Origin of the sequence: Variovorax glacialis (genome assembly GCF_051216375.1) — a bacterium.
Classification (GTDB): Bacteria; Pseudomonadota; Gammaproteobacteria; order Burkholderiales; family Burkholderiaceae_C; genus Variovorax.
The window spans coordinates 19,905-43,838 of record NZ_JBPJZT010000018.1 but is presented as its reverse complement, the minus strand read 5'-3'; the positions used below and the strand labels follow the sequence as shown (position 1 = coordinate 43,838).

Annotated in this window: 24 protein-coding genes; 10 read left to right on the top strand and 14 right to left on the bottom strand. The window is 68.2% G+C overall.

What is annotated here, in order from left to right; translation table 11 throughout:
- The first annotated feature begins 7 nt into the window (after positions 1-7).
- The 5 genes from ACSFBL_RS30145 (at position 8) to ACSFBL_RS30125 (ending at position 4,481) form a co-directional block, all read left to right on the top strand.
- On the top strand, positions 8-658 hold the full coding sequence (locus tag ACSFBL_RS30145) for a hypothetical protein (protein WP_435519492.1): 651 nt from the start codon (positions 8-10) through the stop codon (positions 656-658).
- Positions 658-1,143 carry a hypothetical protein gene (locus tag ACSFBL_RS30140; protein ID WP_435519491.1) on the top strand — a complete coding sequence of 162 codons (486 nt, stop codon included), beginning with the start codon at positions 658-660 and terminating at the stop codon, positions 1,141-1,143. The genes ACSFBL_RS30145 and ACSFBL_RS30140 overlap by 1 nt, the downstream gene beginning before the upstream one ends.
- Positions 1,144-1,181: 38 nt before the next feature.
- A complete protein-coding gene (locus tag ACSFBL_RS30135; protein ID WP_435519490.1) occupies positions 1,182-1,955 on the top strand; it encodes a COG1470 family protein in 774 nt (257 codons plus the stop codon).
- Positions 1,952-4,030: an SdrD B-like domain-containing protein gene (locus ACSFBL_RS30130; RefSeq protein WP_435519489.1), complete on the top strand. Its 2,079-nt coding sequence runs from the start codon at positions 1,952-1,954 to the stop codon at positions 4,028-4,030. Before ACSFBL_RS30135 ends, ACSFBL_RS30130 begins: the two co-directional genes overlap by 4 nt.
- 115 nt (positions 4,031-4,145) lie before the next feature.
- The gene (locus ACSFBL_RS30125; protein ID WP_435519488.1) at positions 4,146-4,481 is read left to right on the top strand and encodes a hypothetical protein; all 336 of its coding nucleotides are present in this window, start codon (positions 4,146-4,148) and stop codon (positions 4,479-4,481) included.
- A gap of 111 nt (positions 4,482-4,592) precedes the next feature.
- Here ACSFBL_RS30125 and ACSFBL_RS30120 read toward each other — a convergent pair whose 3' ends face one another.
- The 5 genes from ACSFBL_RS30120 to ACSFBL_RS30100 all read right to left on the bottom strand — a co-directional run bounded on the left by ACSFBL_RS30120 (position 4,593) and on the right by ACSFBL_RS30100 (position 9,487).
- The gene (locus ACSFBL_RS30120) at positions 4,593-5,627 is read right to left on the bottom strand and encodes an ABC transporter substrate-binding protein (protein ID WP_435519487.1); all 1,035 of its coding nucleotides are present in this window, start codon (positions 5,625-5,627) and stop codon (positions 4,593-4,595) included.
- Positions 5,628-5,710: 83 nt separating this feature from the next.
- Entirely contained in the window at positions 5,711-6,049 is a 339-nt protein-coding gene (locus ACSFBL_RS30115) for a hypothetical protein (RefSeq protein WP_435519486.1), read from the bottom strand.
- 71 nt (positions 6,050-6,120) lie between these two features.
- Positions 6,121-7,473, bottom strand: a complete 1,353-nt coding sequence (locus ACSFBL_RS30110) for a sensor histidine kinase (protein ID WP_435519485.1) — start codon at positions 7,471-7,473, stop codon at positions 6,121-6,123.
- Positions 7,470-8,129 carry a response regulator gene (locus ACSFBL_RS30105; RefSeq protein ID WP_435519484.1) on the bottom strand — a complete coding sequence of 220 codons (660 nt, stop codon included), beginning with the start codon at positions 8,127-8,129 and terminating at the stop codon, positions 7,470-7,472. Before ACSFBL_RS30105 ends, ACSFBL_RS30110 begins: the two co-directional genes overlap by 4 nt.
- A 590-nt stretch (positions 8,130-8,719) precedes the next feature.
- Positions 8,720-9,487, bottom strand: a complete 768-nt coding sequence (locus ACSFBL_RS30100; RefSeq protein ID WP_435519560.1) for a pseudouridine synthase — start codon at positions 9,485-9,487, stop codon at positions 8,720-8,722.
- 91 nt (positions 9,488-9,578) lie between these two features.
- Here ACSFBL_RS30100 and ACSFBL_RS30095 point away from each other — a divergent pair, with 91 nt between their 5' ends.
- Positions 9,579-10,427, top strand: a complete 849-nt coding sequence (locus ACSFBL_RS30095) for a DMT family transporter (RefSeq protein WP_435519483.1) — start codon at positions 9,579-9,581, stop codon at positions 10,425-10,427.
- On the opposite strand, the gene kdpE is transcribed toward ACSFBL_RS30095, so the two are convergent.
- The 7 genes from kdpE to kdpF form a co-directional block, all read right to left on the bottom strand.
- A complete protein-coding gene (kdpE, locus tag ACSFBL_RS30090; RefSeq protein ID WP_435519482.1) occupies positions 10,409-11,101 on the bottom strand; it encodes a two-component system response regulator KdpE in 693 nt (230 codons plus the stop codon). The genes ACSFBL_RS30095 and kdpE overlap by 19 nt on opposite strands.
- Positions 11,102-11,122: 21 nt before the next feature.
- A complete protein-coding gene (locus tag ACSFBL_RS30085; RefSeq protein WP_435519481.1) occupies positions 11,123-13,873 on the bottom strand; it encodes a DUF4118 domain-containing protein in 2,751 nt (916 codons plus the stop codon).
- A 146-nt stretch (positions 13,874-14,019) separates the two neighbouring features.
- Entirely contained in the window at positions 14,020-14,364 is a 345-nt protein-coding gene (locus ACSFBL_RS30080) for a hypothetical protein (RefSeq protein ID WP_435519480.1), read from the bottom strand.
- Between the two features lie 12 nt (positions 14,365-14,376).
- Positions 14,377-14,958 carry a potassium-transporting ATPase subunit KdpC gene (kdpC, locus tag ACSFBL_RS30075; RefSeq protein WP_435519479.1) on the bottom strand — a complete coding sequence of 194 codons (582 nt, stop codon included), beginning with the start codon at positions 14,956-14,958 and terminating at the stop codon, positions 14,377-14,379.
- Positions 14,959-14,969: 11 nt separating this feature from the next.
- Positions 14,970-17,063, bottom strand: a complete 2,094-nt coding sequence (gene kdpB, locus ACSFBL_RS30070) for a potassium-transporting ATPase subunit KdpB (protein WP_435519478.1) — start codon at positions 17,061-17,063, stop codon at positions 14,970-14,972.
- Between the two features lie 5 nt (positions 17,064-17,068).
- The gene (gene kdpA, locus ACSFBL_RS30065; RefSeq protein WP_435519477.1) at positions 17,069-18,871 is read right to left on the bottom strand and encodes a potassium-transporting ATPase subunit KdpA; all 1,803 of its coding nucleotides are present in this window, start codon (positions 18,869-18,871) and stop codon (positions 17,069-17,071) included.
- 1 nt (position 18,872) lies between these two features.
- A complete protein-coding gene (kdpF, locus tag ACSFBL_RS30060) occupies positions 18,873-18,971 on the bottom strand; it encodes a K(+)-transporting ATPase subunit F (protein ID WP_435519476.1) in 99 nt (32 codons plus the stop codon).
- A 358-nt stretch (positions 18,972-19,329) separates the two neighbouring features.
- Here kdpF and ACSFBL_RS30055 point away from each other — a divergent pair, with 358 nt between their 5' ends.
- The 3 genes from ACSFBL_RS30055 to ACSFBL_RS30045 all read left to right on the top strand — a co-directional run bounded on the left by ACSFBL_RS30055 (position 19,330) and on the right by ACSFBL_RS30045 (position 21,708).
- Positions 19,330-19,593, top strand: coding sequence for a hypothetical protein (locus ACSFBL_RS30055; protein ID WP_435519475.1), 264 nt, complete (start codon positions 19,330-19,332; stop codon positions 19,591-19,593).
- Positions 19,594-19,686: 93 nt separating this feature from the next.
- Positions 19,687-20,652, top strand: coding sequence for a Bug family tripartite tricarboxylate transporter substrate binding protein (locus tag ACSFBL_RS30050; protein ID WP_435519474.1), 966 nt, complete (start codon positions 19,687-19,689; stop codon positions 20,650-20,652).
- Positions 20,653-20,706: 54 nt separating this feature from the next.
- Positions 20,707-21,708, top strand: a complete 1,002-nt coding sequence (locus tag ACSFBL_RS30045; protein WP_435519473.1) for an MBL fold metallo-hydrolase — start codon at positions 20,707-20,709, stop codon at positions 21,706-21,708.
- Between the two features lies 1 nt (position 21,709).
- Here ACSFBL_RS30045 and ACSFBL_RS30040 read toward each other — a convergent pair whose 3' ends face one another.
- Complete coding sequence (locus ACSFBL_RS30040) at positions 21,710-22,471, bottom strand: SDR family NAD(P)-dependent oxidoreductase (RefSeq protein ID WP_435519472.1); 762 nt, start codon at positions 22,469-22,471, stop codon at positions 21,710-21,712.
- A 101-nt stretch (positions 22,472-22,572) separates the two neighbouring features.
- Between ACSFBL_RS30040 and ACSFBL_RS30035 the strand changes: the two genes are divergently transcribed.
- Positions 22,573-23,187, top strand: a complete 615-nt coding sequence (locus tag ACSFBL_RS30035; RefSeq protein ID WP_435519471.1) for an SOS response-associated peptidase family protein — start codon at positions 22,573-22,575, stop codon at positions 23,185-23,187.
- A 3-nt stretch (positions 23,188-23,190) separates the two neighbouring features.
- On the opposite strand, the gene ACSFBL_RS30030 is transcribed toward ACSFBL_RS30035, so the two are convergent.
- Positions 23,191-23,931 (bottom strand): Crp/Fnr family transcriptional regulator, encoded by a 741-nt coding sequence (locus ACSFBL_RS30030; RefSeq protein ID WP_435519470.1) that lies wholly within the window; start codon positions 23,929-23,931, stop codon positions 23,191-23,193.
- Between the last annotated feature and the right edge of the window lie 3 nt (positions 23,932-23,934).

The window sequence follows — 23,934 nt, the reverse complement described above, 5'->3', positions numbered from 1 at the left end:
GCCCCTCGTGAAGCGCCTTGCCCCGCCCTCCTCCCACGCCGCACGCGCCGCTGCGTGCGGGATGCTTGCCCTCGCAGGCCTGACCCTCGGCAGTGGCGCGCAGGCCTACCTGGTCAGCATCACGCCCGGGGCACGTGCAATTTATCTGCAGGTCGGCATCGGCACCTTTTCCGGCACCTACCAGGGCGGCGGTACGCCGGGCAACAACACGACGGTCAACTCGGTGAGCGCCACGGTGCCCGCCAGCGCCCTTGGCACGGGCCCGCAGCCGATGTCGACCAACAGCACGACTGCCAACAGTCCCTACGACAACTATGCGTTCTGCACGCCCGGCAGCGGACAGGTCTACGTCGGCGGATTCTTCCGGTCGACCAATGCCAGCGCGAACGCGACCTTGACCGTGACAGCCCCCGCCACGCTGATCAACGCCACCGGCGACACCATTCCGATCAGCACGATTTCATGGGTCTCGGGCGGCAACGGTGACACTTCGGCGACGATTCCCAGCGGCACATTCACCGGCGCGAGACAGTCGCTTCTCACGGTCACGCGCAACAACTGGTTCGAAAGCTGCCTGACTTTCAGCTACTCGAATGCGCAACTGGCACCGGCCGGCACCTTCACCGGTCGAGCCACCTTCGAACTGGTTGCGCCGTGATGATCTCCTCCCGCCGTCTTCCGAAGGCCCTCGCGCTCCTGTTGGGCGCTGTCCAGCTTGCGACAGCCGTCGCTCCGGCCCACGCCGCCACCTTTCGCGTCGACGACTCAGGCACCCTGGTGAGCCAGCCCGTCACCCCGATGAAATGGCGTCAGGTGGTTCCTTCGCGCACCGGCGACAACGCCGTCGAAGGCCAGCTCAACGTGGCCCTGCGGCTCAACCTCACGAACTGGGTCAACCGGCCGGCCCGCATCTTCATGGCGCTCGCGCCGACCGAAGGCGAACAACTCACCGCCACCTGGCGGACCCAGGGCCGCCTGCTGCCCGGGTCGGTCCAAGGCGGCAGTCGCACACTGGTGTTCGACGGCGTCGTGCACGACCCATTCCTGGTTGAAACCATCCAGCTCAACCTGCTGGCCGATGGCCGCCTGTTGACGCGCACGCAGCGTCTCCAGTTCTATTTCGAGATCGAGGTATCGCCTTGAACCGCTTGACCGCTCTTCGGAACCTTCGGACGTTTGCATTGGCCACCCTGGGCCTTGGCGCGCTGTCGCAGGCCGCCCTGGCACAGTTCGCGTTGGCCGTGTCGCCGCCGCGCTTCGAGTTGAACGCCAAGCCGGGTGCGCCCGTCCGCGAAATCATCGAAATGTCGCAAGTCGACGCGAGCCCCGGCACCTACAACATCCGCACCGCCGACTGGACCTTCAAGCCGGACGCGACCGTGGACTTCATCGACGCACTCGCGCCGGGCAGTTGCCGCCCCTGGGTCGCCATCGAGCGCAAGGAAGTGGTGGTCACGCCGGGTCGCCCTTACCGCTTCCGGTTCGAAGTCACGCCGCCCGCCGACACGCCGCCGATGGAGTGCCGCTTTGCGATCCTGATCGAAGGCAAGGAACAGGCCGCCAGCCCCAACATGCCGATCGGGCTCTCGGCGCGGGTCGGGGTCATCGTCTACGTGGCCGTCGGCGACGTGAAACCCGCCCTCAGCGTGGTGGGCAGCGCAGTGCAGACGGTCAACGGCCAGAAGGTGCCGGTGCTCAAGGTGCGCAACGACGGCACGGCGCACGGCCGCCTCGGCGGCTTCCTCAACGGAAAGGACGCGAGCGGCACCGCACTCGAGTTCACCGCCAGCTCCCTTCCGATCCTGCCCGGTGAGACGCGCGACATCGCATTGACCGCCACGCGTCCCGGCAATACCGATGCGATCGCGCAGATCAGCTACCCGGTCACGGTCCGCGGCAAGCTTGAATGGGGTAATTCGGGATCGACGGAAATCGACCAGCGCTTCGCTCCATGAGGCGTTGGCTGGCCTGGCTCGCGCTCGGCATGCTCAGCGCGGGTACTGCGCTGGTCAGCCGTGCCGAAGAGCCGGCGCCCGCTTATGAAGACCGCGTCCTCGACAGCGCTCCCCAGGCGCAGATCGACGAGACCGCAGAGGAAGCACCCTCCACCGGCTGGCCGCGCGGCGGCAGCGTCGAACTGCAGACGCAGCGCCAGACCGCATTGACCGAACAGCGCAACCAGACCCTGCAGTTCACCGGCTTCCTCGACACGCCGAACTACGGCGCCTTCTCGGCCGACCTCAGCCTCAACCGCTATCGCAACACCCTCCCGGCCTTCGACATCTCGGGACAGAACGGCAACCTCTACAACCTGTCCTACCAAAGCGGCAACACCGGACGCATCGACCAGCGCGCCATGCCCTTCAACAACGGCTGGTTTGCCAACAACAGCCTCGGCTACATCAACACCGCCGCAACGCCGCTGTCGCGCGGCCTCGGTCGCGTCTTCCTGCCATCGCTGCCCATCGAAGGCTTCGCAACGACCGTCGAGAGACCCGGCCGGACCAGCCTCAATGCCTCCAGCGGACGTCTGGGCTTCTTCGACGGGATCAGCTCGCAAGGCTTCACCATCGGCCGCGGCACTGCCAGCACCTTCGGCGCGCAGCAGCAGCTCACGGGGGACGACACACCGCTCGGCATCGGGCGCACCGACGCCGCCTTCCAATGGGTGGATGCGCGCAACGTCAACCTCAACGGCCTGACGGGCTACGCGCAGGACACCACATCGTTCTGGGGCGCGACCTCCTGGCAGGGCGTGGCGCCCTGGGCCGACTCGATCGGCCCCGGCATCGGCCCCATCACCGAGCGGCCCGGCGGGCTCCGCGTGCAGGCCAACTACGCGCACAGCGCCGGAAAGCCCTCCGACATCGGCTCGCTCGCGCCGACCGATTCAGCCAACGGCTTCTGGGTCGACGCGGACTGGCGCAGCGACTGGGCGCGCCAGGGCGCCAGCGTCTTCTATTTCGATCCCGCCCTGCGCTGGGGCAGCAACCCCATCGCCGGCGACCTTCAGGGTGCAAGCTGGCGGGCAGACGTGTCGACCCGGCAGTGGCAACTCGGCGGCAACGTCGAACTGAGCGAAAGCGTCAGCGGCCTGCAGGCGCGCTCGCTCTTCGGCAACCTGTTCGGCCGCTACCGCTTCGACTCGCGCGACGCGCTTTCCAGCACCGTTGCCGCGCGCACCGGCAACCAGGCCGCGCAATCGGTGCAGCTGACCTGGGAGCACATCTCGCCGGTGTGGGGCCAGAGCCAATGGCGCGCCGACGTCGCCCACGGCCGCGACCAGCAGGTGGTGCGATTCGGTCTCGACCAGGCCTGGGCGGTGGCGGAAACAAGCTCGCTCTCGACCACCCTGGCCGTCGAGCAATCCGAGCAGTTCGGCGTCACGGCGCGGTCCGTCATCTGGGGCGCGCTAGGCAGCCTGCCCTTCCTCGCCAGCGGCCGGCTCGACCTGAGCGTGCGCGGCAGCAACGGCTTTAGCGGCAACGCATCGCGCTTCCTCAATGCCAATGCGCGCGTGAGCTGGGCGCTGGGCGCTGGCTGGTCCTTCTACGTGCAGTACAGCGCCGCCAACGGCCAGGAGTCGCTCAATCCGGCGGTGGTGTCGGCCCTGACCGCCGCGACGCTGCCGCCCGTCTTCGTCGTTCCGTCCAGCCGCACCTTGCTGTTCGCCGTGCGCTACGAGGCGCGCGCCGGGAACACGACGGCGCCGATCGGTGGCGCGCCAGGCGTCGGCTCGGGCCGACTGGAAGGCCACGTGTTCTTCGACCAGAACGGCAACGGCCTGCGCGAAGCCAACGAGGGCGGCGTCCCGGGCGTCACGGTCGTGCTCAATGGCCGCTTCGTCGCCCGCACGGACGCGCAGGGCTTCTACAGCTTCCCGTCGGTGGCCGCCGGAAAACACGACATCGAACTGGTCCCCGATAACCTTCCCCTGCCCTGGAGCAACCCGGGCCCGGCCACGCGCCGCATCGAAGTCTTCGTGCGCGACACCGCCACCGCCGACTTCCCGATCCAGCGCGATCGCTGACCTCCCGCCGCCCTTCGCGACGCTGGACCGCCCTTCAATTCGGGACCACACTGCCGATATCCCGATGTCGGCGTCGCCGGGATGCCGACACCCAGAACTGAAAGGGTGGCGTGTCATGTCGGGAAGATGGATCGATGGGAGTCGCCGCATCCGCGCGCGCGAGGCGAGGAGCATGCTGCTCACGTTGCTGCTCGTGCCATCGTTCTGCATCGCAGAATCCACCCTGGGCTCGACGAGCGCCTCCAGCCATCTCTCGTTCAGGGTGGTGATTCCCCCGGTTTTCCGCGTTCTGCAGGTCACCCCCGTCAAGGAGGGCTACCAGTACCGCGTCTGGACCAACGTCCCGTCGATACTGCTCAATGGCATCGAATACCGCTTCACCCGCGTAGGCGAGACCCAGTTGACCATCCCAGCCCCCCCCGCAGGCGTCTTCGTAGTCCACGGCCTCTAAGCGGTCAAAGCCCAGAAACACCACGGATCCGGCTCAGCCGGTCCGCCGGTGTTGCCCCCGGCGAGGGGGTAGGCGAAGCGACACGAAGTGCGCGCAGCCTGGGGGAGCGCCTCATTTTGCTTTGGACTCCACTTCCCGCGTCCAGCGGTCGATCAGCCGCGTGCGCTCGGCCGCCTTGCCGTACTTCTCGAAGTCGTACTTGATGAGTCGCACATCGGCCATCGACGGGATGCGCGGGTCGGGCTTGAAGGTCTTGTTGGCCGGCGACTGCAGGCTGCCCGCCTTGGCGCCGATCGACTGCCCCGCCGGGCTCATCAGCCAGTCGTAGTAGCGGATGGCATTGGCCTTGTTGCGCGCACCCTTCACCAGCGCGATGCCACCGATTTCGTACCCCGTGCCCTCGCAGGGCGCCACCGCCTTCACCGGGTACTTGTCGAAGCGCCACTTGTCGAAACCGAAGATGAAACTCACGCCGATCGCGACCTCGCCCTTTGCGACGTCGGGCGCCTGCGCCTGGCCGCTGCGCGTGTAGGCAATGGTGTTGCTGTGGAGTTTCTTCAGATAGTCGAAGGCCTGCTCCTCGCCCATCAACTGCACCAGGCCGGCGACGATCGTGTAGCCGGTGCCGCTGGTGCCCGGGTGGGACATCTCGACCTCCCCCTTGTATTCAAGCTTGTTCAGGTCGGCCCAGCAGCGAGGCTCGGGCAGTTTCTTTTTCTTCAGCACATCGGTGTTGAAGCCGAAGCCCATCGCGCTCGTGTAGAAGCCACCGACCATGTTCCCGGACATGGCGTACTGCCGCACCGACCAGTCGTACAGGTCATTGATGTAGGCGGGCCGATAGGGTTCGAGCAGGCCCTGCTCCGCGGCCTGCAGGAAGGGATCGCCGGTTCCGCCCCACCAGATGTCGGTTTTCGGATTGGCTGCTTCCGCACGCAACTGGGCGCCGATCTCTCCCGTGCCCTTGTGCGCCTGGAGAACGCGGATGCCGGTGGTCCGGGTGAACTCGGCGGCCGCCGCTTCGCACCATCCCGCATCGGTGCTGCAGAGTGCGTTGACCGTGCCCTGGGCGTCGGCGTTCATTGCCGCCGTCAGACCGAGCAATGCGGCGGCAACGGCAATGGATCTGGAGGCGACCAGGCGCATGACGTATCCCGGGTTTCGTTGTGGAAACCGCAGGATAGCGCCTGACTGCGCGGCGCCGCGCAGTCAATCGGGGACGACAACGCTCAGTGCGGCGTGCCCGAGGTGATCCCGGCCATGCCGGTCGACTGGCCGAGCGACTCGGTCTGAAGGGGATGCGCAGCTTCGACCGCGCCCTTGCGGACCTCTTCGCGCGTGAGCTGCGACGTGCCCATCGGCGCCGCAGTCGACTGGCCGATGGACTCGGTGCCGGTCGGACGCGCGGCCGCCATCGCGCCGACGCTCACTTCCGCGCTCGACATCGTGTTGTTCGTCTGCATCGGGTGATAGTCCGAGCCATCGGATTGCGCGACAGCGCTCATCGAAGCGAATGCAGCGAGCGTTGCGAAGGTACCGGCGGCGAGGACTTTGAGCGAAGCATGCATAAGGGTCTCCTGGAATGGGTGTTGCCCACTCTAGGCGGCCAGAATGAGGCCGGAATGAGCGAAGACTTAGCTCAGGATGAGCGAGGCAGGTAGACGCGTGCGCGCAGCCCGCGACTGTCCGTCCGGTTGGACAGCACGATCCGCAGGCCATTTCGCACGGCAGCTGTCTGCGCGATCGCGAGGCCGAGTCCGCTGCCGCCCGGTGGAGCGCCTGCCACCCGGAAGAACCGGTCGAAGACGCGCTCGATCTGCTCCATCGGTATTCCGGGCCCGTTGTCCGTCACATCGACCACCGCATGCCCGTCGACCTCGTGCATCCGCACATCGACCACGCCGCCTTCGGGCGCATAGCGCACGGCGTTGTCGATCAGGTTGTCGAACACGCTGCGCAGCTCGGCGGCGGGCGCTGACACCAGCGGCGCGATGCGCCCCTCGAAGCCCACGTCCACGCCGCGCTGGTCGGCCAGCACGAGGAGTTGCCCGACGCTGTCGCGAAGGAGCGCGGAGACATCGACCGGCCCGCGCGCGGCGGCCGTCGGCGCGTCCTGCCGCGACAAGCGCAGTAGCTGTTCGATGAGATGCTGGGCGCGCTTCACGCCGCCTTCGAGTTGCGCGAAACGCTCCGTCGCATCGCCCGGCGGCACGTGGGCCCGGAGGTTCTCGATCTGGAGGCCGATTGCAGTCATGGGCGTGCGCAACTCGTGCGCCGCGTCCTGCATGAACCGGCGTTGCGTCGACAAGGCATTGCGCAGGCGAGCAAGCAGGCTGTTGAAGGCGGTGACGAGCGGCGCGATTTCCTCCGGCACGCGCGTGACCGACAACTCCGCCGGGCTGCCGACCTCCTGTGTCGCCACTTCATTCGCCACGGCGCGCAGCGAGCGCGATGCGGCCGACACGATCAGCAGCAGGATCAAAAGCGTCACCGGCAGCAGCACCAGGATCGGGAGGCTCTCCAGCAAGGCGCGCCGCACGATGCGGTTGCGCCGGAAGCTGTCGTTCTGGACGACCTGCACCCGGGGCATGTCGGCCAGCGTTGTCTCGGCGGTGTAGACACGCCATGTGTCGCTGTCCCGCGTGCCGAGACGCAGGTCGCTGAAGCCCGGCTCCGACTGCAGCGGCAGCGAAAGTTCGGGCCATGAACTCGCGAGCAGCGTGTTTCCGTCGTTCTCGAAGATCTGGACGACGAAGGTGCCGCGGCGGAGCACGTCGTCGTCGGTCGCCGGCTGCAGCGACGGCAGGCGGTGGCGCGTCGCGTGGGACTCGGCCACCAGGCGCATCTGGTCGTCCATGAAGTTGTTGACGAGGCGTCCATAGGCGACGTAGGACAGCCAGGCGGTCGTGGCGATGGCGATCAGGTGCAGCGCGACGAGCCACAGCAGCAGTCGTCCGCGCAGCGAACGGGGTCGCAGTCCCGCGATGGTCACGCCGGCACGACCCGCCACCCGAGCCCGCGCACGTTGCGAATCGCCTCCGCGCCGAGCTTGCGCCGCATGCCGTGGATCAGGACGTCGATGGCGTTGCTGGTGACTTCCTCGCCCCAGCCGTAGATGCGTTCTTCAAGCTGCTCGCGCGACAAGATGGCGCCGGGCCGCTCCAGCAGTGCATGCAGCAAGGCGAACTCGCGCGCGGTGAGGACTTCACGCACGCCGTTGACGATCACGTCGCGGGTGGTGAGGTCGAGCTGGAGGGCGGCGGTGCCGATGACGGAGTGCGCGGCGCCGTCGCGGCGCCTCACCACGGCGCGCATGCGTGCCAGGAGTTCACGCAGCTCGAAGGGCTTCATCAGGTAGTCGTCGGCGCCGAGGTCGAGGGTCTGGACGCGGTCGTCGAGGCCGTCGCGAGCGGTGAGCACCAGCACGGGCGTGGCATCGCCGCGTTTGCGGGCACGCCGGAGGACCTCGGTGCCGTCGGTCTTGGGGAGGCCCAGGTCGAGCAGGACGCAGGTGTAGCCGCCGTCCGCCAACGCGCTGTGGGCCAGTGCGCCATCGCGGACCCAGTCGACCGACCAGCCTGCGTTGTCGAGCGCATGCATGAGGCTGCGGCCGATCATCTCGTCATCTTCCACCAGCAATGCGCGCACGGGCTCTCCTTTAGTGAGGCACAGAGTTCCAGAGAGGCTACGCCTGATTTCTTAGTTGCGCATGAGGTCTTTTTGTTTTCCTCTGGGGGGCGCCCGGTAGGCGGTGCGGGCCGGCTGACCCCGCTGCGCCGGCCCTTCGGGCTTCCCTGCAGTGCTCGCTTCAGGCGGGGTCCGCGCAAACTCGCTCCACTTCGTTCCGCTCAAACACGCGCGGCCCTTTTTCCGCCTGAAGCTGCGCGCTTCGGCGGCGCAGAGGGGTCAACCGGCCCGCACCGCCTACCGGGCTCTGTCAAAGGTGCAACGGTTGTGGGCGTTTCGAAGGTTGCCAGCCTGCGCGCCAATCACACGGTGTGAGGCGGACAGTTCAACCACAACGTCCCAGCGTCGTCGGGCGGTGTGCCCTGTGCCGGCCGTTGAGGCACCGCCGAGCAGCGCAGCGACAGGCGGATAAGGGCCGCGCGTGTCTGAGCGGAACGAAGTGGAGCGAGTTTGCGCGGACCCCGCCTGTCGCGAGCAGCGCAGGGAAGCCGCGAAGCGGCCGGTGACGTCGGCCGGCACAGGGCACACCGCCCGACGACGCCACCCCAGCACTAGAACCGCTCGTGCAACCCCAAATACCTCCATTGCCCCACCGGCAAATTCCCAAGCACCACATTCCCGATCCGGATGCGCTTCAACCCCACCACCTTGAGCCCCACCAACTCGCACATGCGCCGAATCTGCCGCTTCTTCCCCTCGGTCAGCACAAAGCGCAACTGCTCAGGGTTCTGCCATTCGACCTTGGCAGGCTTCAGCGGCTGGCCATCCAGGCTCAGCCCATGGCGCAACTTCGCGAGTTGTTCTCGCGGAAACGCTGCCTGCGAGTTCTGTGCGACAGGCCCATAGGAGACCCGCACCAGGTATTCCTTCTCCATACCCGAGTCCTCACCGATCAGCTGACGCGCAACGCGTCCATCCTGCGTCAACACCAGCAGCCCGACCGAATCGATGTCCAGCCGGCCGGCCGGCGCCAGGCCGCGCAACTGCGGCGGCGAGAAGCGGTTGCGACTCGGATCCTCGCGCCAATGCGTACGCGGATTGATCAGCACCACCGCCGGCTCATGACCGTCCTCGGCCTGCCCGCTCACATAGCCCATCGGCTTGTGCAGCAGGATCGTGACCTGTTGCTGCTGCTGGTTCTGCGCCTTCCTGTCGACCTCGATGCGATCGGCGGGCGTCACCTTCACGCCCATCTCGGCGACTTGGCCGTTCACCTTGACCCACCCCTGGGCAATCCAGTCGTCCGCTTCGCGACGCGAGCACAGGCCCAGTTCGGCCATGCGTTTGTTCAGGCGGGAGAGAGCTGGCGTATCGGGCATGAAATCGCTGGGAGGGGGTTCGGGTGGCCGATGATTCTCCGCCATTCGACCGGTGGTGTTCCAATCGTGCCGCGACCTCCAGCCCCCCCCGATGAAACTCGTCGTCCTCACCGCGCTCGCCATGCTGGCCTTTGCCGGCAACTCGCTGCTTTGCCGGCTGGCACTGCTTCACACGGGCATCGATGCGGCGACCTTTACCTCCGTGCGGCTCGTGTCCGGCGCCCTGGTGCTGTGGCTCATTGCCGCGCAGCGCAGCGGTCCCGGCACGAAGAGCCTCGAAGGCGGCTGGCTCTCGGCCCTCGCCCTGTTCGTCTACGCAGAGGCCTTTTCCTTTGCGTACCTCAGCCTCTCGGCCGGCACGGGTGCGCTGCTGCTTTTCGCGGCGGTCCAGATCAGCATGATCGGCTGGGGCCTGTACCGGGGTGAACGCCTCACCCCCTGGCAGATCACCGGCTTCGTGCTGGCCATCGGCGGGCTGGTCTACCTGCTGCTGCCCGGCCTGTCGGCGCCGCCCTTGCATGGCGCCCTGCTGATGGCCGCGGCCGGCGTGGCCTGGGCCGTCTACTCGCTGCGCGCCAAGGGCGCAGGCGACCCCACGCGCGTGACGGCCGGGAACTTCATGCGCGCCGCGCCGCTGGTACTGGCCGTCAGTGCCGCCATGCTTCCTGCGATGAAATGGGACCCGGCAGGCATCGGCTACGGGCTTGCCTCGGGCGTGTTGAGCTCCGGCATCGGCTACGTGATCTGGTACGCGGCGCTGCGCGAACTGCGCATGACGAGCGCCGCCACGGTTCAGCTCAGCGTGCCCGTGATCGCGGCCTTCGGCGGCGTCCTCTTTCTCGGCGAATCCGTCAGCCTGCGGCTGGTCATTGCATCGGTCGCGGTGCTCGGCGGCGTGGCTGTCGTGCTGCTCGCGCGCGCTCACGCCACCAGCCGATAGCCGACCGCCGTCTCGGTGAGCAGGTGCCGAGGCTGCGCGGGGTCGGCTTCGAGCTTCTGCCGCAGATGGCCCATGTAGATGCGCAGGTAGTGGCTTTGCTCGCCGTGCGACGGACCCCACACCTCCCGCAGCAGCTGGCGTTGGGTGATCACGCGCCCGGCGTTGGCGATCAGCACCGACAGCAGCCGGTACTCGGTCGGCGTGAGATGCACCTCGGCGCCCGTGCGTCGCACCACCCGTGCGGTGCGGTCCACTTCGACCTCGCCGAAACGGAACACGGGCTCGGGCTCTTCGCCACCGCTCGCCGTCCGCGGACGTCGCAGGTTCGCGCGCACGCGGGCCAGCAATTCGCCGGTGCCGAAGGGCTTGGTCAGGTAGTCGTCCGCGCCGGCGTCGAGGGCGGCGATCTTGTCGGCCTCGTCGGTGCGCGCCGAGAGCACGATGATCGGCACGCCCGACCAGCCCCGCACGTCGCGAATCAGCGAGACACCGTCGCCGTCCGGCAGGCCGAGGTCGAGCACCAGCAGGTCGGGTTGACGCGTGCCTGCCGCGGCCAGTCCGTCGCGCAGCGTACCGGCCTCGTGCACCTGCCAGCCCTCGGCCTCGAGCGCGCCGCGCACGAAGCGGCGGATCTGCGGCTCGTCCTCGATCACGATGGCTGTGGGGCTGGGCATGGCGGATTCTCGATCGGAAGTTCAGGCGGAAATGGCAGTCGACTCCGCGGGCTCGGGCGGCTCTCGACGCGGAAGCGTGACCGTGAATTCTGCCCCGCCACCCGCCGCATTCGCGGCAGTGATCTCGCCGCCGTGGGCGCTGACCACTGCCTTGCAGATCGCCAGGCCCAGGCCCACCCCGGGCGTCGCCGATTCGGCCTGACCGCGCGTGAACTTGTCGAACAGGATCTGCTCGCGGCCCCGAAGCGCTGGCGGCAGGCCCGGTCCATGGTCGCGCACGCTCAGCACCAGTGCACGATCGGTCGCACGCGCGCCGACCACGATGGGCGGCGCGCCGTACTTGCCGGCGTTCTCCAGCAGGTTGACCAGCACGCGCTCGATCAGCACCGCGTCGAACTCGACCAGCGGCAGGTCGGGCGGCAGCACGGTCTGCACGGTCATGCTGCCCAGCGCCGGGCGCGCGGCACGAATGGCCGAGCCGACCACTTCCTCCACGGACTGCCAGTCGCGCCGCAGGTTCACGGCGCCGCCGGCGATGCCGCTTTCGAGTCGGGCCATGTCCAGCAGGTTGTTCACCAGCGCGTGGAGCTGATGCGCCTGCGCGACGATCGCGCGCGCCGCGTCGCGCTGCGCGCCGGTGGATTCGGGCAGCGTCTGCAGCGACTCGGCCAGGGCGATCAGCGCGGTCAGCGGTGTGCGCACATCGTGCGAGATGGCGCCGAGCAGTGCATTGCGCAGACGTTCCGATTCCATCTCGACCACGGCCTGCTGCGCCACGTCCACGTAGTGCACGCGCTCCAGCGCGATCGCGATCTGGCGGGCCAGCGTGTCGAGCTGGCGGGCCTGTTCGGGGATCAGCAGCCAGCGGGGATGCGCCGGCTTCAGCGCGAGCACGCCGCGCACGCGCATCGGGGCCTTCAGCGGGATGTAGTGCCAGGGCTGCGCCGCCAGCGTGGCCGTCGCGAGGCCCGCCGGCTGTCCCTGCCGGAAGGTCCAGTCGGCCACGCTGGGGTCGAAACCCGGCGGCGGCTCGGGCATGACGAGGCGGTCGTTGGCGTCCGTCACGAGCACCACGGCCGGTCCGCCGAAGTGCCCCTGCACGGCCGCCGCACCGAGCGCCACGACCTGCGCGCTTTCGAGCGCGGCCGACAGCTCCCGCGTGAGTTCGAACAGCGACTGCGCCCGCCTCTCGCGGCTCGACGACACACCCGCGGCGAAACGCAGCCCCGCCGTCAGTTGGCCCACCAACAGGCCGACGACGAGCATCACCCCAAAGGTCACCAGGTACTGCACGTCGCTGACCGCGAAGGAAAGCCGCGGCGTCACGAAGAAGAAGTCGAAGGCGGCCACGTTGAGCATGGCGGCGAACGCCGCCGGGCCACGCCCGAAACGCATCGCCACGCCGACGACACCAAGCAGGAACAGCATGACGATATTGGCAAGCTCCAGCACCCCGACCAGCGGCATGGCGAGCAGCGTGATCGCGACGCTGGTGGCGCCCGCCCAGGCATAGCCGGGCCAGCGGGCAGGCGGACGGTCGGCGTCTTCCACTTCCGCGTCGCCGCGCCGCCCGCCGGGTCGGCCGTGCGCGAGCCGGCGCGAACTGTCGGCCCGCGCGACCTCGACGATGTCCACGCCAGGCGCACGCTGCGCCAGTTCGCGTGTCAGCCCGCGTGAAGGCCACCAGCGCGCCCAGGCGCCGGCCGGCTCGGCGCGCCCCACGACCAGCGTGGCGCAATTGAGGCGCTGGGCCTGGGCGGCGAGTTCCGCGGCGACATCGACGCCCGTCAGCACCGCCGTCTCGGCGCCCAGTTCCTCGGCCAGCTTGAGCACGGCCAGGATACGGTCACGCTCTGCCGCATCGAGGCGTTGCAGCCGCGGCGTCTCGACGTAGGCGGCATGCCAGCGCACATTGAGCTGTGCGGCCAGCCGGGCTGCCGTCCGCACCGTCTGCCCCGCGCCTTCGTGTGGCCCCACGCAGGCCAGGATGGCGCCGGAGGTGTTCCACGCCGGCGGCCCGGCATCACCCTGGGGACCCGACTGTTCCACGCGCCAGCCGCGCACGTCGTCTTCCACATGCTCGGCGGTGCGGCGCAGCGCGATCTCCCGCAGCGCGATGAGGTTGCCCTTGCGAAAGAAGTTCTGCGCCGCGCGCTCGGCCTGCTGGGGCAGGTAGACCTTGCCCGCCGCGAGACGCGAGGTGAGCTCGTCGGGCGTGACGTCGACCAGCACCACTTCGTCGGCCTCGTCGAGCACGGTGTCCGGCACGGTCTCATGCACCCGCACACCGGTGATCGCCCCGACCGTGCCGTTGAGGCTCTCCAGATGCTGCACGTTGAGCGCGGACCAGACCTCGATCCCTGCGGCGAGCAGCTCCTGCACGTCCTGCCACCGCTTGGCATGGCGGGACCCGGGTGCGTTCGAATGCGCCAGTTCGTCGACCAGCAGCACGGCCGGCTTGCGCGCGAGTGCGGCGTCGAGATCGAATTCAGCGAGCTTGTGGCCGCGGTAGGCCACCTCACGCAAGGGCAGCGTGTCCAGGCCGGCGAGCAACGCCGCGGTCTCGCTGCGGCCGTGCGTCTCGACCACGCCGATCAGCACGTCGCGCCCCGCGGCCCGTTCGCGCTGCGCGGCGCTCAGCATCGCCCAGGTCTTGCCGACGCCCGCGCTGGCGCCGAAATAGATGCGCAGCTTGCCGCGCTGCGAGCGTTGCTCCTCCGCGCGCAACTGGGCGAGCAGGACGTCGGGGTCGGGTCGGGCGTCGTCGTTCATCGGAGCAAGGCGACGCAGGTTATCTCATCGGCCGGTCCTTGCGCCGGCCGGCACGGTGGTGCCGCCGCGCCGTCCGGGAGACCACCCACCACACGAAGCCCATCGGGATGAAGAGGGCGACGAGCGCGCACAGGGCGTGGAGCACATCACCGGCCATAGCGGAGCCCGCAACGCGTCAGATGATCTCGCCAACTGACGAGGCGCCCGATCTCGCCGCACGGCACTGCCTCGATCAAGGTGTGCAGCACCTGCGCGTAGCCGTCGAGCGGGAGGCGCACCATGAGACGCACGCGTGGCGCGGCGCTCTCCTGCGAGCCGCCGTCGTGCAGCAGCGGCTCGCAGCGCACGACCCCGGCATCAGGGCAACGCGCGATGGCCAGGCGCACGCGCTGGGCATCGGCACAGGTGACGGTGACGTCGAGCACCTGCCACAGCGTCGAGCTGCGGGTGCGCGTCACGCCGGGGTGTTCACGGTAGGCGGCGTAGGCCATGGAGGCTCCGGTTCAAGGCGAAGGTTGTTGCGCGTCGAGCGCCAGGTTGAGCGCCAGCACGTTGACGCGTGCCTCGCCGAACAGGCCCCAGAGCGGCGCCTGGGTATGGGCGTCGATCAGTTGCTCGACCTGATCGATCGGCAGCTGGCGCAAGCGCGCGATGCGTGCCGCCTGGTAGTGGGCCGCGGCCGGGCTGATGTCCGGGTCGAGGCCGCTGGCCGAAGCGGTGACGAGGTCGACCGGCACCGCCACGGTGTTGCCCGGGTCCGCTGCGCGCAGGGCTTCGATGCGGCCCTTGACCGCATCGACCAGCGCCGGATTCAGCGGACCCTGGTTGGCGCCGCCCGAGGCAGCGCCGTTGTAGGGCATGGGCGCCGTCGCCGACGGCCGTCCCCAGAAGTGCTTCGGGTCGGTGAAGTTCTGCCCGATGAGCGTGGAGCCGACCGTCACGCCGTCGCGCACGACCAGGCTGCCAGCCGCCTGTGCCGGGAAGACGGATTTCGCGGCACCGGTGACGGCCAGCGGATAGACGATGCCCGTGATCGCGCTGAGCAGCACGAAGAGCACCAGGGCGGGACGAAGAATGTTGTTCATGATGAAACTCCTCAGACCAGACCGACCGCAACGAGCAGCCAGTCGATCAACTTGATGCCGACGAAGGGCACGATGAGGCCACCCAGGCCGTAGATCGCGAGATTGCGGCGCAGCAGCGATGCGGCACCGACGGGCCGGTAGCGCACGCCCTTCAACGCGAGCGGGATCAGGAACACGATCACCAGCGCATTGAAGATCACCGCCGACAGGATGGCCGACGACGGACTTGCAAGCCGCATCACGTTGAGCGCGCCCAGCTGCGGATAGGTCGACACGAAGATCGCCGGAATGATCGCGAAGTACTTCGCGACGTCGTTCGCGATCGAGAAGGTGGTCAGCGAGCCGCGCGTCATCAGCAGCGCCTTGCCGGTCTCGACCACTTCGAGCAGCTTGGTCGGGTTCGAGTCGAGGTCGACCATGTTGCCGGCCTCCTTCGCGGCCTGCGTGCCGCTGCCCATCGCAACCGCCACATCGGCCTGTGCGAGCGCGGGTGCATCGTTCGTGCCGTCGCCGGTCATCGCGACGAGACGGCCGTCGGCCTGGTAGCGGCGGATCAGCGCCAGCTTGTCCTCCGGCGTGGCCTCGGCGAGGAAATCGTCGACGCCGGCCTCGGCCGCGATCGCGGCGGCCGTGAGCTTGTTGTCGCCCGTGATCATCACGGTCTTGATGCCCATGCGACGCAGCTCGGCGAAGCGCTCCTTGATGTCGTTCTTGACGATGTCCTTCAATTCGACGATGCCGAGCACGCGCCGGCCCTCGGCCACGGCCAGGGGCGTGCTGCCGCGGCGCGCCACGGTGTCGGCGGCGCGCAGCACCTCGGCGGGCATGGTGCCGCCGAGCGCCTCGACGTGGCGGCGCACTGCATCCACCGCGCCCTTGCGCAGCGTGATCGCATCGGCGTCGAGGCTGTGGGGCGCCGCCGGCAGGTCGACGCCGCTCATGCGGGTCTGGGCCGTGAAGGCGACGAAATGAGCACCTTCGACGCTCTTGTCGTCTGCGCCGCCGCGACGGGCCAACTCGACGATGCTGCGGCCTTCGGGCGTTTCGTCGGCCAGCGACGCGAGCAGCGCGGCACGGGCCAGCCGCTCCTGCGGCACGCCGGGCGCAGTGAGGAAGGTGCTGGCCTGCCGATTGCCATGCGTGATGGTGCCCGTCTTGTCGAGCAGCAGCACGTCGACGTCGCCCGCCGCCTCGACGGCGCGGCCCGACGTCGCGATCACGTTGGCCTGCATCATGCGGCTCATGCCGGCCACGCCGACCGCGGACAGCAGTCCGCCGATGGTGGTCGGGATCAGGCACACGAGCAGCGCGACCAGCGCCGTGAGCGACACCACCGTGCCCACGCCCGCCGCGCCGACGCTGAACAGCGAGTACGGCAGCAGCGTCGCGGTGACGATCAGGAACACGAGCGTGAGCGCCACCAGCAGGATCGTCAGCGCGATCTCGTTCGGCGTCTTCTGGCGCTTGGCGGCCTCGACCATGCCGATCATGCGATCGAGGAAGGACTCGCCCGGATTGACGGTGATGCGCACCACGAGCCAGTCCGACAGCACCCGCGTGCCGCCGGTGACGGCGGAGAAGTCGCCGCCGGATTCGCGCACCACCGGCGCCGATTCGCCGGTGATGGCGCTTTCGTCGACCGAGGCCACGCCTTCGATGACCTCGCCGTCGAGCGGGATCACGTCATGCGCCTCGACCAGCACGACGTCGCCGCGGCGCAGGTCGGGCGCCTGGAGCGGAAGCCACTTGCCGCCGTGGAAGGGCTGCTCCATCTTCTTGGCCCAGGTGTCCTTGCGCAGGCCGCGCAGCGACGCCGCCTGCGCCTTGCTGCGGCCTTCCGCCAGGGCTTCCGCGAAGTTGGCGAAGAGCACGGTGAACCACAGCCAGATCGACACCGCGAGCACGAAGGGCGCCGGCATGCCGGTATCGCCCGGGAAGCTCATGGCGTGCAGCCACAGCAGCGTCGTGAGGATGCTGCCGATGTAGACGATGAACATCACCGGATTGCGCCATTGCACGCGCGGGTTCAGCTTGGTGACTGAAGCCCACAGCGCGGGGCGCAGAAGGGCCGCATCGAACAGCGACAGGGATATCTTGGTTTGCATAACGATCACTTCCAGAGCATCAAGTGCTCGACAACCGGGCCTAGAGCCAACGCCGGCACATAGTTGAGCAAGCCCACCAGGAGCACGGTGCCGATCAGCAGGGTCACAAACAGCGGCCCGTGCGTGGGCATCGTCCCCGCGGTCACCGGCAGACGCTTCTTGGCGGCCAGTGCGCCGGCGATAGCGAGCACCGGCACGATCACGCCGAAGCGCCCGAACCACATCGCAACCGCCAGCAGCACGTTGTAGAAAGGCGTGTTGGCGGAAAGCCCCGCGAAGGCACTGCCATTGTTGTTGCCGGCCGAAGTCAGCGCGTAGAGGATCTCCGAGAAGCCGTGCGCACCCTGGTTGGCGATGCCCGCCTTGCCCCCATCCGCGATCACGGCGACGGCCGTGCCGGCCAGGACGAGGATCGGCGTGACCAGGATCGCGATCGAGGTCAGCTTCATCTCGTGGATCTCGATCTTCTTGCCGAGGTACTCCGGCGTGCGGCCGATCATCAGCCCCGCGATGAACACCGCGAGGATCGCGAAGATCAGCATGCTGTAGAGACCCGTGCCGACGCCGCCGAAGACGACTTCGCCGAGCTGCATCAGCACCATCGGCACCATGCCGCCGAGCGGCGTGAACGAGTCGTGCATCGCGTTGACGGCACCGCAGGATGCGGCGGTCGTGATCGCCGCGAACAGGCCCGACGCTGCGATGCCGAAGCGCACTTCCTTGCCTTCCATGTTGCCGCCGGCCTGCATCGCGCTGGCCACCTGGTCCACGCCGAGCCCGCCGATCAGCGGATTGCCGGCCTGCTCCGCGGGAATGACCACGACGACCGCCGCGACGAAGAGCACCGTCATCGCCGCCAGCACCGCCCAGCCCTGGCGCATGTCGCCCACCACACGGCCGAAGGCGAAGCACAACGCGGCCGGGATCAGGAAGATCGCCAGCATCTGCACGAAGTTGGCGAGCGCAGTCGGGTTCTCGTAGGGATGCGCCGAGTTGGCGTTGAAGAAGCCGCCGCCGTTGGTGCCGAGCATCTTGATCGCCTCCTGCGAAGCGACCGGGCCCATGGCGAGCGTCTGCGTAGTGGTCGTGGCGTCTTCCGTCACCGGGTTGCCCTGGGCGTCCTTCAGCGGCTGGCCCGCGGCGTCCAGCTTGGGGTTCTGGTAGGCCGTGGCTTCCACCGTGGTCACGGTCTTGTAGGCGTCGAAGTTCTGGATCACGCCCTGCCCGGCGAAGAAGATCGCGAGCACGAAGGAGATCGGCAGCAGCAGCCACACGGTGATGCGCGTGACATCCACCCAGAAGTTGCCGACGAAGCCCTTGCCGTCCGTGCTGCGTGCCGCGAAGCCGCGCGCCAGCGCGAAGGCGACCGCGATGCCGGTTGCCGCGGACAGGAAGTTCTGCACCGTCAGCCCGAGCATCTGCGTGAGATAGCTCATCGTCGATTCACCGGCATAGCCCTGCCAGTTGGTGTTGGAGACGAAGCTCACGGCGGTGTTGAAGGCCGAATCCGGCGACACCGCCGACATGCCCGCCGGATTGAGCGGCAGCAACGATTGCAGGCGTTGCAGGCCGTAGACGACCAGCGCGCCGATCGCATTGAACGCGAGCAGCGCAAAGGCATAGGTGCGCCAGTGCATCGAAGCCTCGGGCGATACACCCGCAAGCTTGTAGGCCGGCGCTTCGACGCGCTGCATCCAGCGCGGCAGGCGCCCGTCGCACATGGCCGCGATGAAGCGCCCGACCGGCCAGGCGAGAACGCCGAGCACGACGAGGTATAGGGCCAGCAGGCCCAAGGCAGAGGCGTTCACTTCAGAATTCCTCTGCGCAGATCAGCGCGAACACAAGGTACGCAAAAAGGATCACGGCGATCAGGCCGCCGAATCCGTAGAGGATCTCGAGGCTGATCACGACCGCTCTCCCCTGGGGCCGGCCAGCTTGAAAAGCCCGACCACCATCTCGGCCATCACGACCCACAGTGCCGCGAGGGCGGCAATCCACACGATGTCCATTTATCACTCCTGCATGCGAGACAAGGGCTCCAGTCTCGGCAGACGTGCGTAAAAAGGGGGAAGAGAGTCGGAGGGGGGCCGTAAAGAAAGCGTAAATGCCATCAGACGCGTCGCCTTTTGCCGTCGGCGAAGTGTGCGTATTGCACACATGGCGGCGCTTTTGCAATGGCGCCCGTCCCCGCGTGAATTCGTTGCTATCCGATCGCCCGGGCGATGCGTACAACCCCAACATCCGAAGTGACCAAAGGGAACATGACATGGACGCCGAAGCAATCGCACTGGTCGTCGACGAACCGATCGCCGGCCACTTCTACTGGGTTCTGCAGAAACAGGACGGCGGCGACTGCCGCCCCATCGACGCCGCCGCAGGGCCGATGCCCACGTACGGCGCGGCCATGATGGCCGGCATCGCGGCGCTGCAGCGTCGCGCCGACGACCGCGGACCCGGCGCAAGCAATGCCCCGATCGTGACGGCTTTCGTGGACCCGTCCGAAGACCTGGGCCCGCCCACCATCCACTGAGCCCGGCGCGCACGAGGAAGTCGTCGTTCGATACGGCGGGCATCTCGAATCGCGAACGCTTGGGCTGTCCCGTTCCGGCACACTGATCACCCCATGATCCGAAAGCTGCTCACCTCCGTCGTCCTGGGGCTGGCATTTGCCGCCGCCGCCCACGCCCAGCCCTACCCCGCCAAGCCCATCCGCCTGATCGTGCCCTTCCCGCCCGGCGGCGGCACCGACATCCTCTCGCGCCTCGTCGCGAACAAGCTCACCGAAACCAGCAAGTGGACGGTGGTGCCCGACAACCGCGCCGGCGCGGGCGGCACCATCGGCATCGCCGAGGCCGTGCGCTCCGCGCCGACCGGCTACGACATGGTGATGGGCCAGAAGGACAACATGGTCGTCGCACCGTGGCTCTACAAGAACCTCAGCTACGACCCGACAAAAGACCTGACCGCCGTGGCGCACGTGGCCTACACGCCCGTGGTGATCGTCACCCGCACCGAGTCGAAGTTCAAGACGCTGGCGGACGTGGTGAACGCCGCCCGCGCGGCGCCCGATTCGATCACCTACGGCTCGCCGGGCAACGGCACGACCATCCACCTGGCCGGCGAGATCTTCAAGACCGCCGCGAACATCAAGATGCGCCACGTGCCCTACAAGGGCTCCAACGCCGCGATGATGGACGTGCTGGCCGGCAACGTCGACCTGATGGTGTCCTCGCTGCCCTCGGCCATGGCCCAGATCAAATCCGGCAAGCTGCGCCCGCTGGCGGTGACCTCGCTGCGTCGCAGCAGCTCGCTGCCCGACGTGCCGAGCGTGGCCGAACTGGGCTACAAGGACTTCGACGTGAGCACCTGGTATGGCCTGTTCATGCCGGCGGGCACGCCGAAGGAGATCGTGATGACGGTGAATGCCGAGGTGAACAAGCTGCTGGCGACGCCTGAAATGAAGGCCGCGATCATCGCCCAGGGTGCCGAGCCGCAGAGCATGACGCCCGAACAGTTCGGCACGCTGCTGAAGACCGACTACCAGAAGTGGCGCGGCATCGTGCAAGCCTCGGGTGCAACGATCGAGTAGAGGCCGCAGAATCGCGGTCTCATGACAAGCCGGGCACCGGCAAGGAGACCGCCAATGAACACCGGATTTCTCACCCGGCGCCGCCTTGGCGCCGCCTTCGCCGCAGCCGCCCTGCTTTCGGCCTGCGCCCAGCCGGCGTCGCAGTCCACGGTTTCAGCGCATGTTTCCGCTGCCACGCAGGCGGCGGGCACGGACCTCAAGCCCCTGCTGGTGCTCTGCGCGCCGGCCGCAGCGACCAAGCCGCCGCAGGCGGAAGCGGACAGGGGCATCGCGGCCCTCATCAACAAGCCGCCACCGCCTCCGGGACAGGCTTTCGACAACCTGTACTACGTCGGGGCCGACTGGGTCAGCGCCTGGGCCATCAAGACCTCGGACGGCATCATCCTCATCGACGCACTCAACAACGAGGCCGAGGCGACAGCGCTGATCGACGGCGGGATGCGCAAGCTCGGGCTCGATCCGTCACAGATCAAGTACGTCATCGTCACGCACGGACATGGCGACCACTATGGCGGCGCCCGCTACCTCGTGCAGAAATACCACCCGCGCATCGTGATGAGCGAAGTCGACTGGAAGATGACCGAGACCCAGCTCGAGTTCACCACGCCGCTCTGGGGCGCGCCGCCCCGACGCGACATGGCGGTGAACGACGGTGACCGCATCACGCTGGGCGACACCACCGTCACGCTCTACCTGACGCCGGGGCACACGATGGGCACGATCACGCCGGTGTTCGACGTGAAGTCGGGCGGCCGCACTTACCGCGCCATGCTCTGGGGCGGCACGGCCTTCAATTTCGGCAAGGACATTCCGCGGCTCGACAGTTACATCCAGGCCACCCAGCGCATGAGCACGGTGGCCCGGGACCAGAAAGTCGACGTGCTTCTGTCGAACCATTCCGGCTACGACAGCGCACTGCCCCGGCTGGAGGCGCTTCGCCAGCAACCCGGGCTGCAGCCCAACCCCTTCGTCATCGGCAACGAAGCGGTGTTGCGCGGGCTGACCGTCATGAACGAATGCGCGCGTGCCACGCGCGACCGCTTCACGCTGCAATAGCTCAGGCGGGGTCGCGGATGTCCGCCACGGGGTTGCTGCCGAAATCCGGGCGGTCGAGGTATTTGAGGATCTTGGCCGCGGCGGAGGCGGGGGAGTCGAGGAGACCTTCGGCCTTGAGTTTCTTGAAGCGGGCGTAGTCCGGAAACAGGGCGGGTTCGCTTTCGCGCAGTTGAACCTGCATGTCGGTGTCGATGACGCCGGGTGCGAGCGAGACGATCCTCGCGGCGCCCTCGCCCTTCTCCTCGAGCGCCACGGCGCGGGAGAAATGGTCCATGCCGGCCTTGGAGGCGCAATAGGGTGCCTGGCTGCCCATCGCATTGCGGCCCAGGCCGGACGAGATGTTGAGCACCTTGCGGGTGGCGCGCCAGCCTTTGGTCGCGCCCAGGAAGGCAGAGGTCAGGAGCATCGGCGCTTCCAGGCCCACACGCAGCGCCTGCGCCACTTCCTCTGGCTCGGCTTGCGACAGGGGGCGCGGGCGGCCGATGGTGCCGGCGTTATTGATGAGCGTGGCGCTCTCGAACTGCTGCGCATCGAAGCCCTGCAGCCAGGCCGTCAGCCGCGCTGCGGCCGGAACGGGATCGGACAGGTCCTGCTGCCATTGCGCCAGTTCGGCGCCGGCGTCACGGGCGAGCGCGGCGAGTTGCTCGTCGCTCTGGCGCGAGATGCACAGCAGGCGCTGGCCGGGTTGCAGCAACTGCTCGGCCATGGCGCGTCCCAGGCCGCGGGATGCGCCGGTGATGACAGTGAGGTGGGATGAAGTCATGAGCGGTTTCGTGAGAAAGGTTGTGCGGGCGGAGGCGCCGCGAGCCGTCGATGGTACTGATGTGTTGACTAAAATCGGCGGCACTTCTTACATTCGCGGCCATGCCAACCCACTACCAAGCAGCGAGCGAGCCAGGCCATTTCGCCCAGCGCTTCGGTATCGCATGTCCGCCCGGCGGGTCGGTCGTCCGGCCAGGAGAACAGGGCCTGTTCGTTCGATGCCCCCGCGCGGACCGCACCAGCCAGGATGCGCTGGCGCGCTTCGAGATCGCTCCAGGCCGCTGGGGCCTGATCCCGCTTTTCTCGAAGGATGGCCAGGAGCAGGACACCTTCGAGGCACGCGGAGAGACCGCGTCGGCCGAGCGCAATTTCTACCAGCCCTGGAAGCGCGGTCACCGCTGCGTGATCCTGGCGGACGCCATTTTCCAGGCCGGCGACACCGAGGGTTCGGTCGTCCGCGTTTCGCGTGTCGATGGGCAGCCGCTCGCGCTGGCCGGCCTGTGGAACGGCTGGCGATCGCCCGCCGGCGAATGCGTCGAGAGCTTTGCGTTCCTGACCTTTGGCGTGCCCGAGCAGCCCGAGCGTCGCCGCACGGTCATCCTGCGCGACGCCTGGATCGACGACTGGCTGCATTGCCCGGTCGAGGAGACGGCGGCCTACCTCCGGCCCTATGCCGACGACAAGCTGCTCCGCCAGGCCCTGCCGGTCGACGCGTAGCTTCTAGCCCGCGCCCTTTCCCGACATTCCGTTGACCCGCAGCGCCTCGAGGTCGGTGACGCGCAGCCCACCGTACTCGACACGGATCGCGCCCTGGGCCTGCAAGGTCCGCAGGGCCTCGTTGACCCGCTGGCGCGACAGCCCGATGAGATAGGCCAGCTCCTGCTGGGTGATGCGCAGCAACTCGCCCACGCCGGGAAACAGCACCGGATTGAAAAGCGCCGCCAGGTTGCGCGCCACCCGCGCGTCCGGGTTGTTGAGCCGGTCGGCCTCGCGCGCGGCGATGAACTGGCCGAGCCGCTCGTTGAGCTGGTTCATCACGAAGCGGTTGAAGCCGATCGAGTGGTCGAGAAGCCAGTGGAAATCGTCCACCGGCAGCCCCGCCACGAGGCTGCGGCGCAGCGCCTGGATGTTGTAGCGATAGGGCTCGCGCTTGAGCGCCGTGCCCTCGCCGAACCAGCCGCCGGGCGGCAGGCCGCTGTAGGTCATCGAGGTGCCGTCCGCGTTGTCGTTGCTCATCTTGAGCAGGCCTTCGACCACGCCGAACCAATAGGTCGGCGGCCGGCCGATGCGGCATACGAGGTCGCCGGGCTCGGCCTCGCCGACCACCACCGCCGCTTCGGCGCGACGGCGTTCGACGGGCGAGAGCGTGCGCAGCCAGGGAATGTTGTCGAGTTCGTCCGCACTCGCCGGGCGCACGCGGTCGCGGATCGATGAGGTGCCGCGGTCACTGCCGATGGGCATCGG

Excerpts from the sequence above, each read along its gene's own strand:
- ACSFBL_RS30140 (WP_435519491.1), top strand. The coding sequence starts at position 658 with ATGATCTCCTCCCGCCGTCTTCCGAAGGCCCTCGCGCTCCTGTTGGGC.
- ACSFBL_RS30130 (WP_435519489.1), top strand. The coding sequence starts at position 1,952 with ATGAGGCGTTGGCTGGCCTGGCTCGCGCTCGGCATGCTCAGCGCGGGT.
- ACSFBL_RS30125 (WP_435519488.1), top strand. The coding sequence starts at position 4,146 with ATGTCGGGAAGATGGATCGATGGGAGTCGCCGCATCCGCGCGCGCGAG.
- ACSFBL_RS30120 (WP_435519487.1), bottom strand. The coding sequence starts at position 5,627 with ATGCGCCTGGTCGCCTCCAGATCCATTGCCGTTGCCGCCGCATTGCTC.
- ACSFBL_RS30115 (WP_435519486.1), bottom strand. The coding sequence starts at position 6,049 with ATGCATGCTTCGCTCAAAGTCCTCGCCGCCGGTACCTTCGCAACGCTC.
- ACSFBL_RS30100 (WP_435519560.1), bottom strand. The coding sequence starts at position 9,487 with ATGCCCGATACGCCAGCTCTCTCCCGCCTGAACAAACGCATGGCCGAA.
- ACSFBL_RS30095 (WP_435519483.1), top strand. The coding sequence starts at position 9,579 with ATGAAACTCGTCGTCCTCACCGCGCTCGCCATGCTGGCCTTTGCCGGC.
- kdpE (WP_435519482.1), bottom strand. The coding sequence starts at position 11,101 with ATGCCCAGCCCCACAGCCATCGTGATCGAGGACGAGCCGCAGATCCGC.
- ACSFBL_RS30085 (WP_435519481.1), bottom strand. The coding sequence starts at position 13,873 with ATGAACGACGACGCCCGACCCGACCCCGACGTCCTGCTCGCCCAGTTG.
- ACSFBL_RS30080 (WP_435519480.1), bottom strand. The coding sequence starts at position 14,364 with ATGGCCTACGCCGCCTACCGTGAACACCCCGGCGTGACGCGCACCCGC.
- kdpC (WP_435519479.1), bottom strand. The coding sequence starts at position 14,958 with ATGAACAACATTCTTCGTCCCGCCCTGGTGCTCTTCGTGCTGCTCAGC.
- kdpB (WP_435519478.1), bottom strand. The coding sequence starts at position 17,063 with ATGCAAACCAAGATATCCCTGTCGCTGTTCGATGCGGCCCTTCTGCGC.
- ACSFBL_RS30055 (WP_435519475.1), top strand. The coding sequence starts at position 19,330 with ATGGACGCCGAAGCAATCGCACTGGTCGTCGACGAACCGATCGCCGGC.
- ACSFBL_RS30050 (WP_435519474.1), top strand. The coding sequence starts at position 19,687 with ATGATCCGAAAGCTGCTCACCTCCGTCGTCCTGGGGCTGGCATTTGCC.
- ACSFBL_RS30045 (WP_435519473.1), top strand. The coding sequence starts at position 20,707 with ATGAACACCGGATTTCTCACCCGGCGCCGCCTTGGCGCCGCCTTCGCC.
- ACSFBL_RS30040 (WP_435519472.1), bottom strand. The coding sequence starts at position 22,471 with ATGACTTCATCCCACCTCACTGTCATCACCGGCGCATCCCGCGGCCTG.
- ACSFBL_RS30035 (WP_435519471.1), top strand. The coding sequence starts at position 22,573 with ATGCCAACCCACTACCAAGCAGCGAGCGAGCCAGGCCATTTCGCCCAG.
- ACSFBL_RS30030 (WP_435519470.1), bottom strand. The coding sequence starts at position 23,931 with ATGCCCATCGGCAGTGACCGCGGCACCTCATCGATCCGCGACCGCGTG.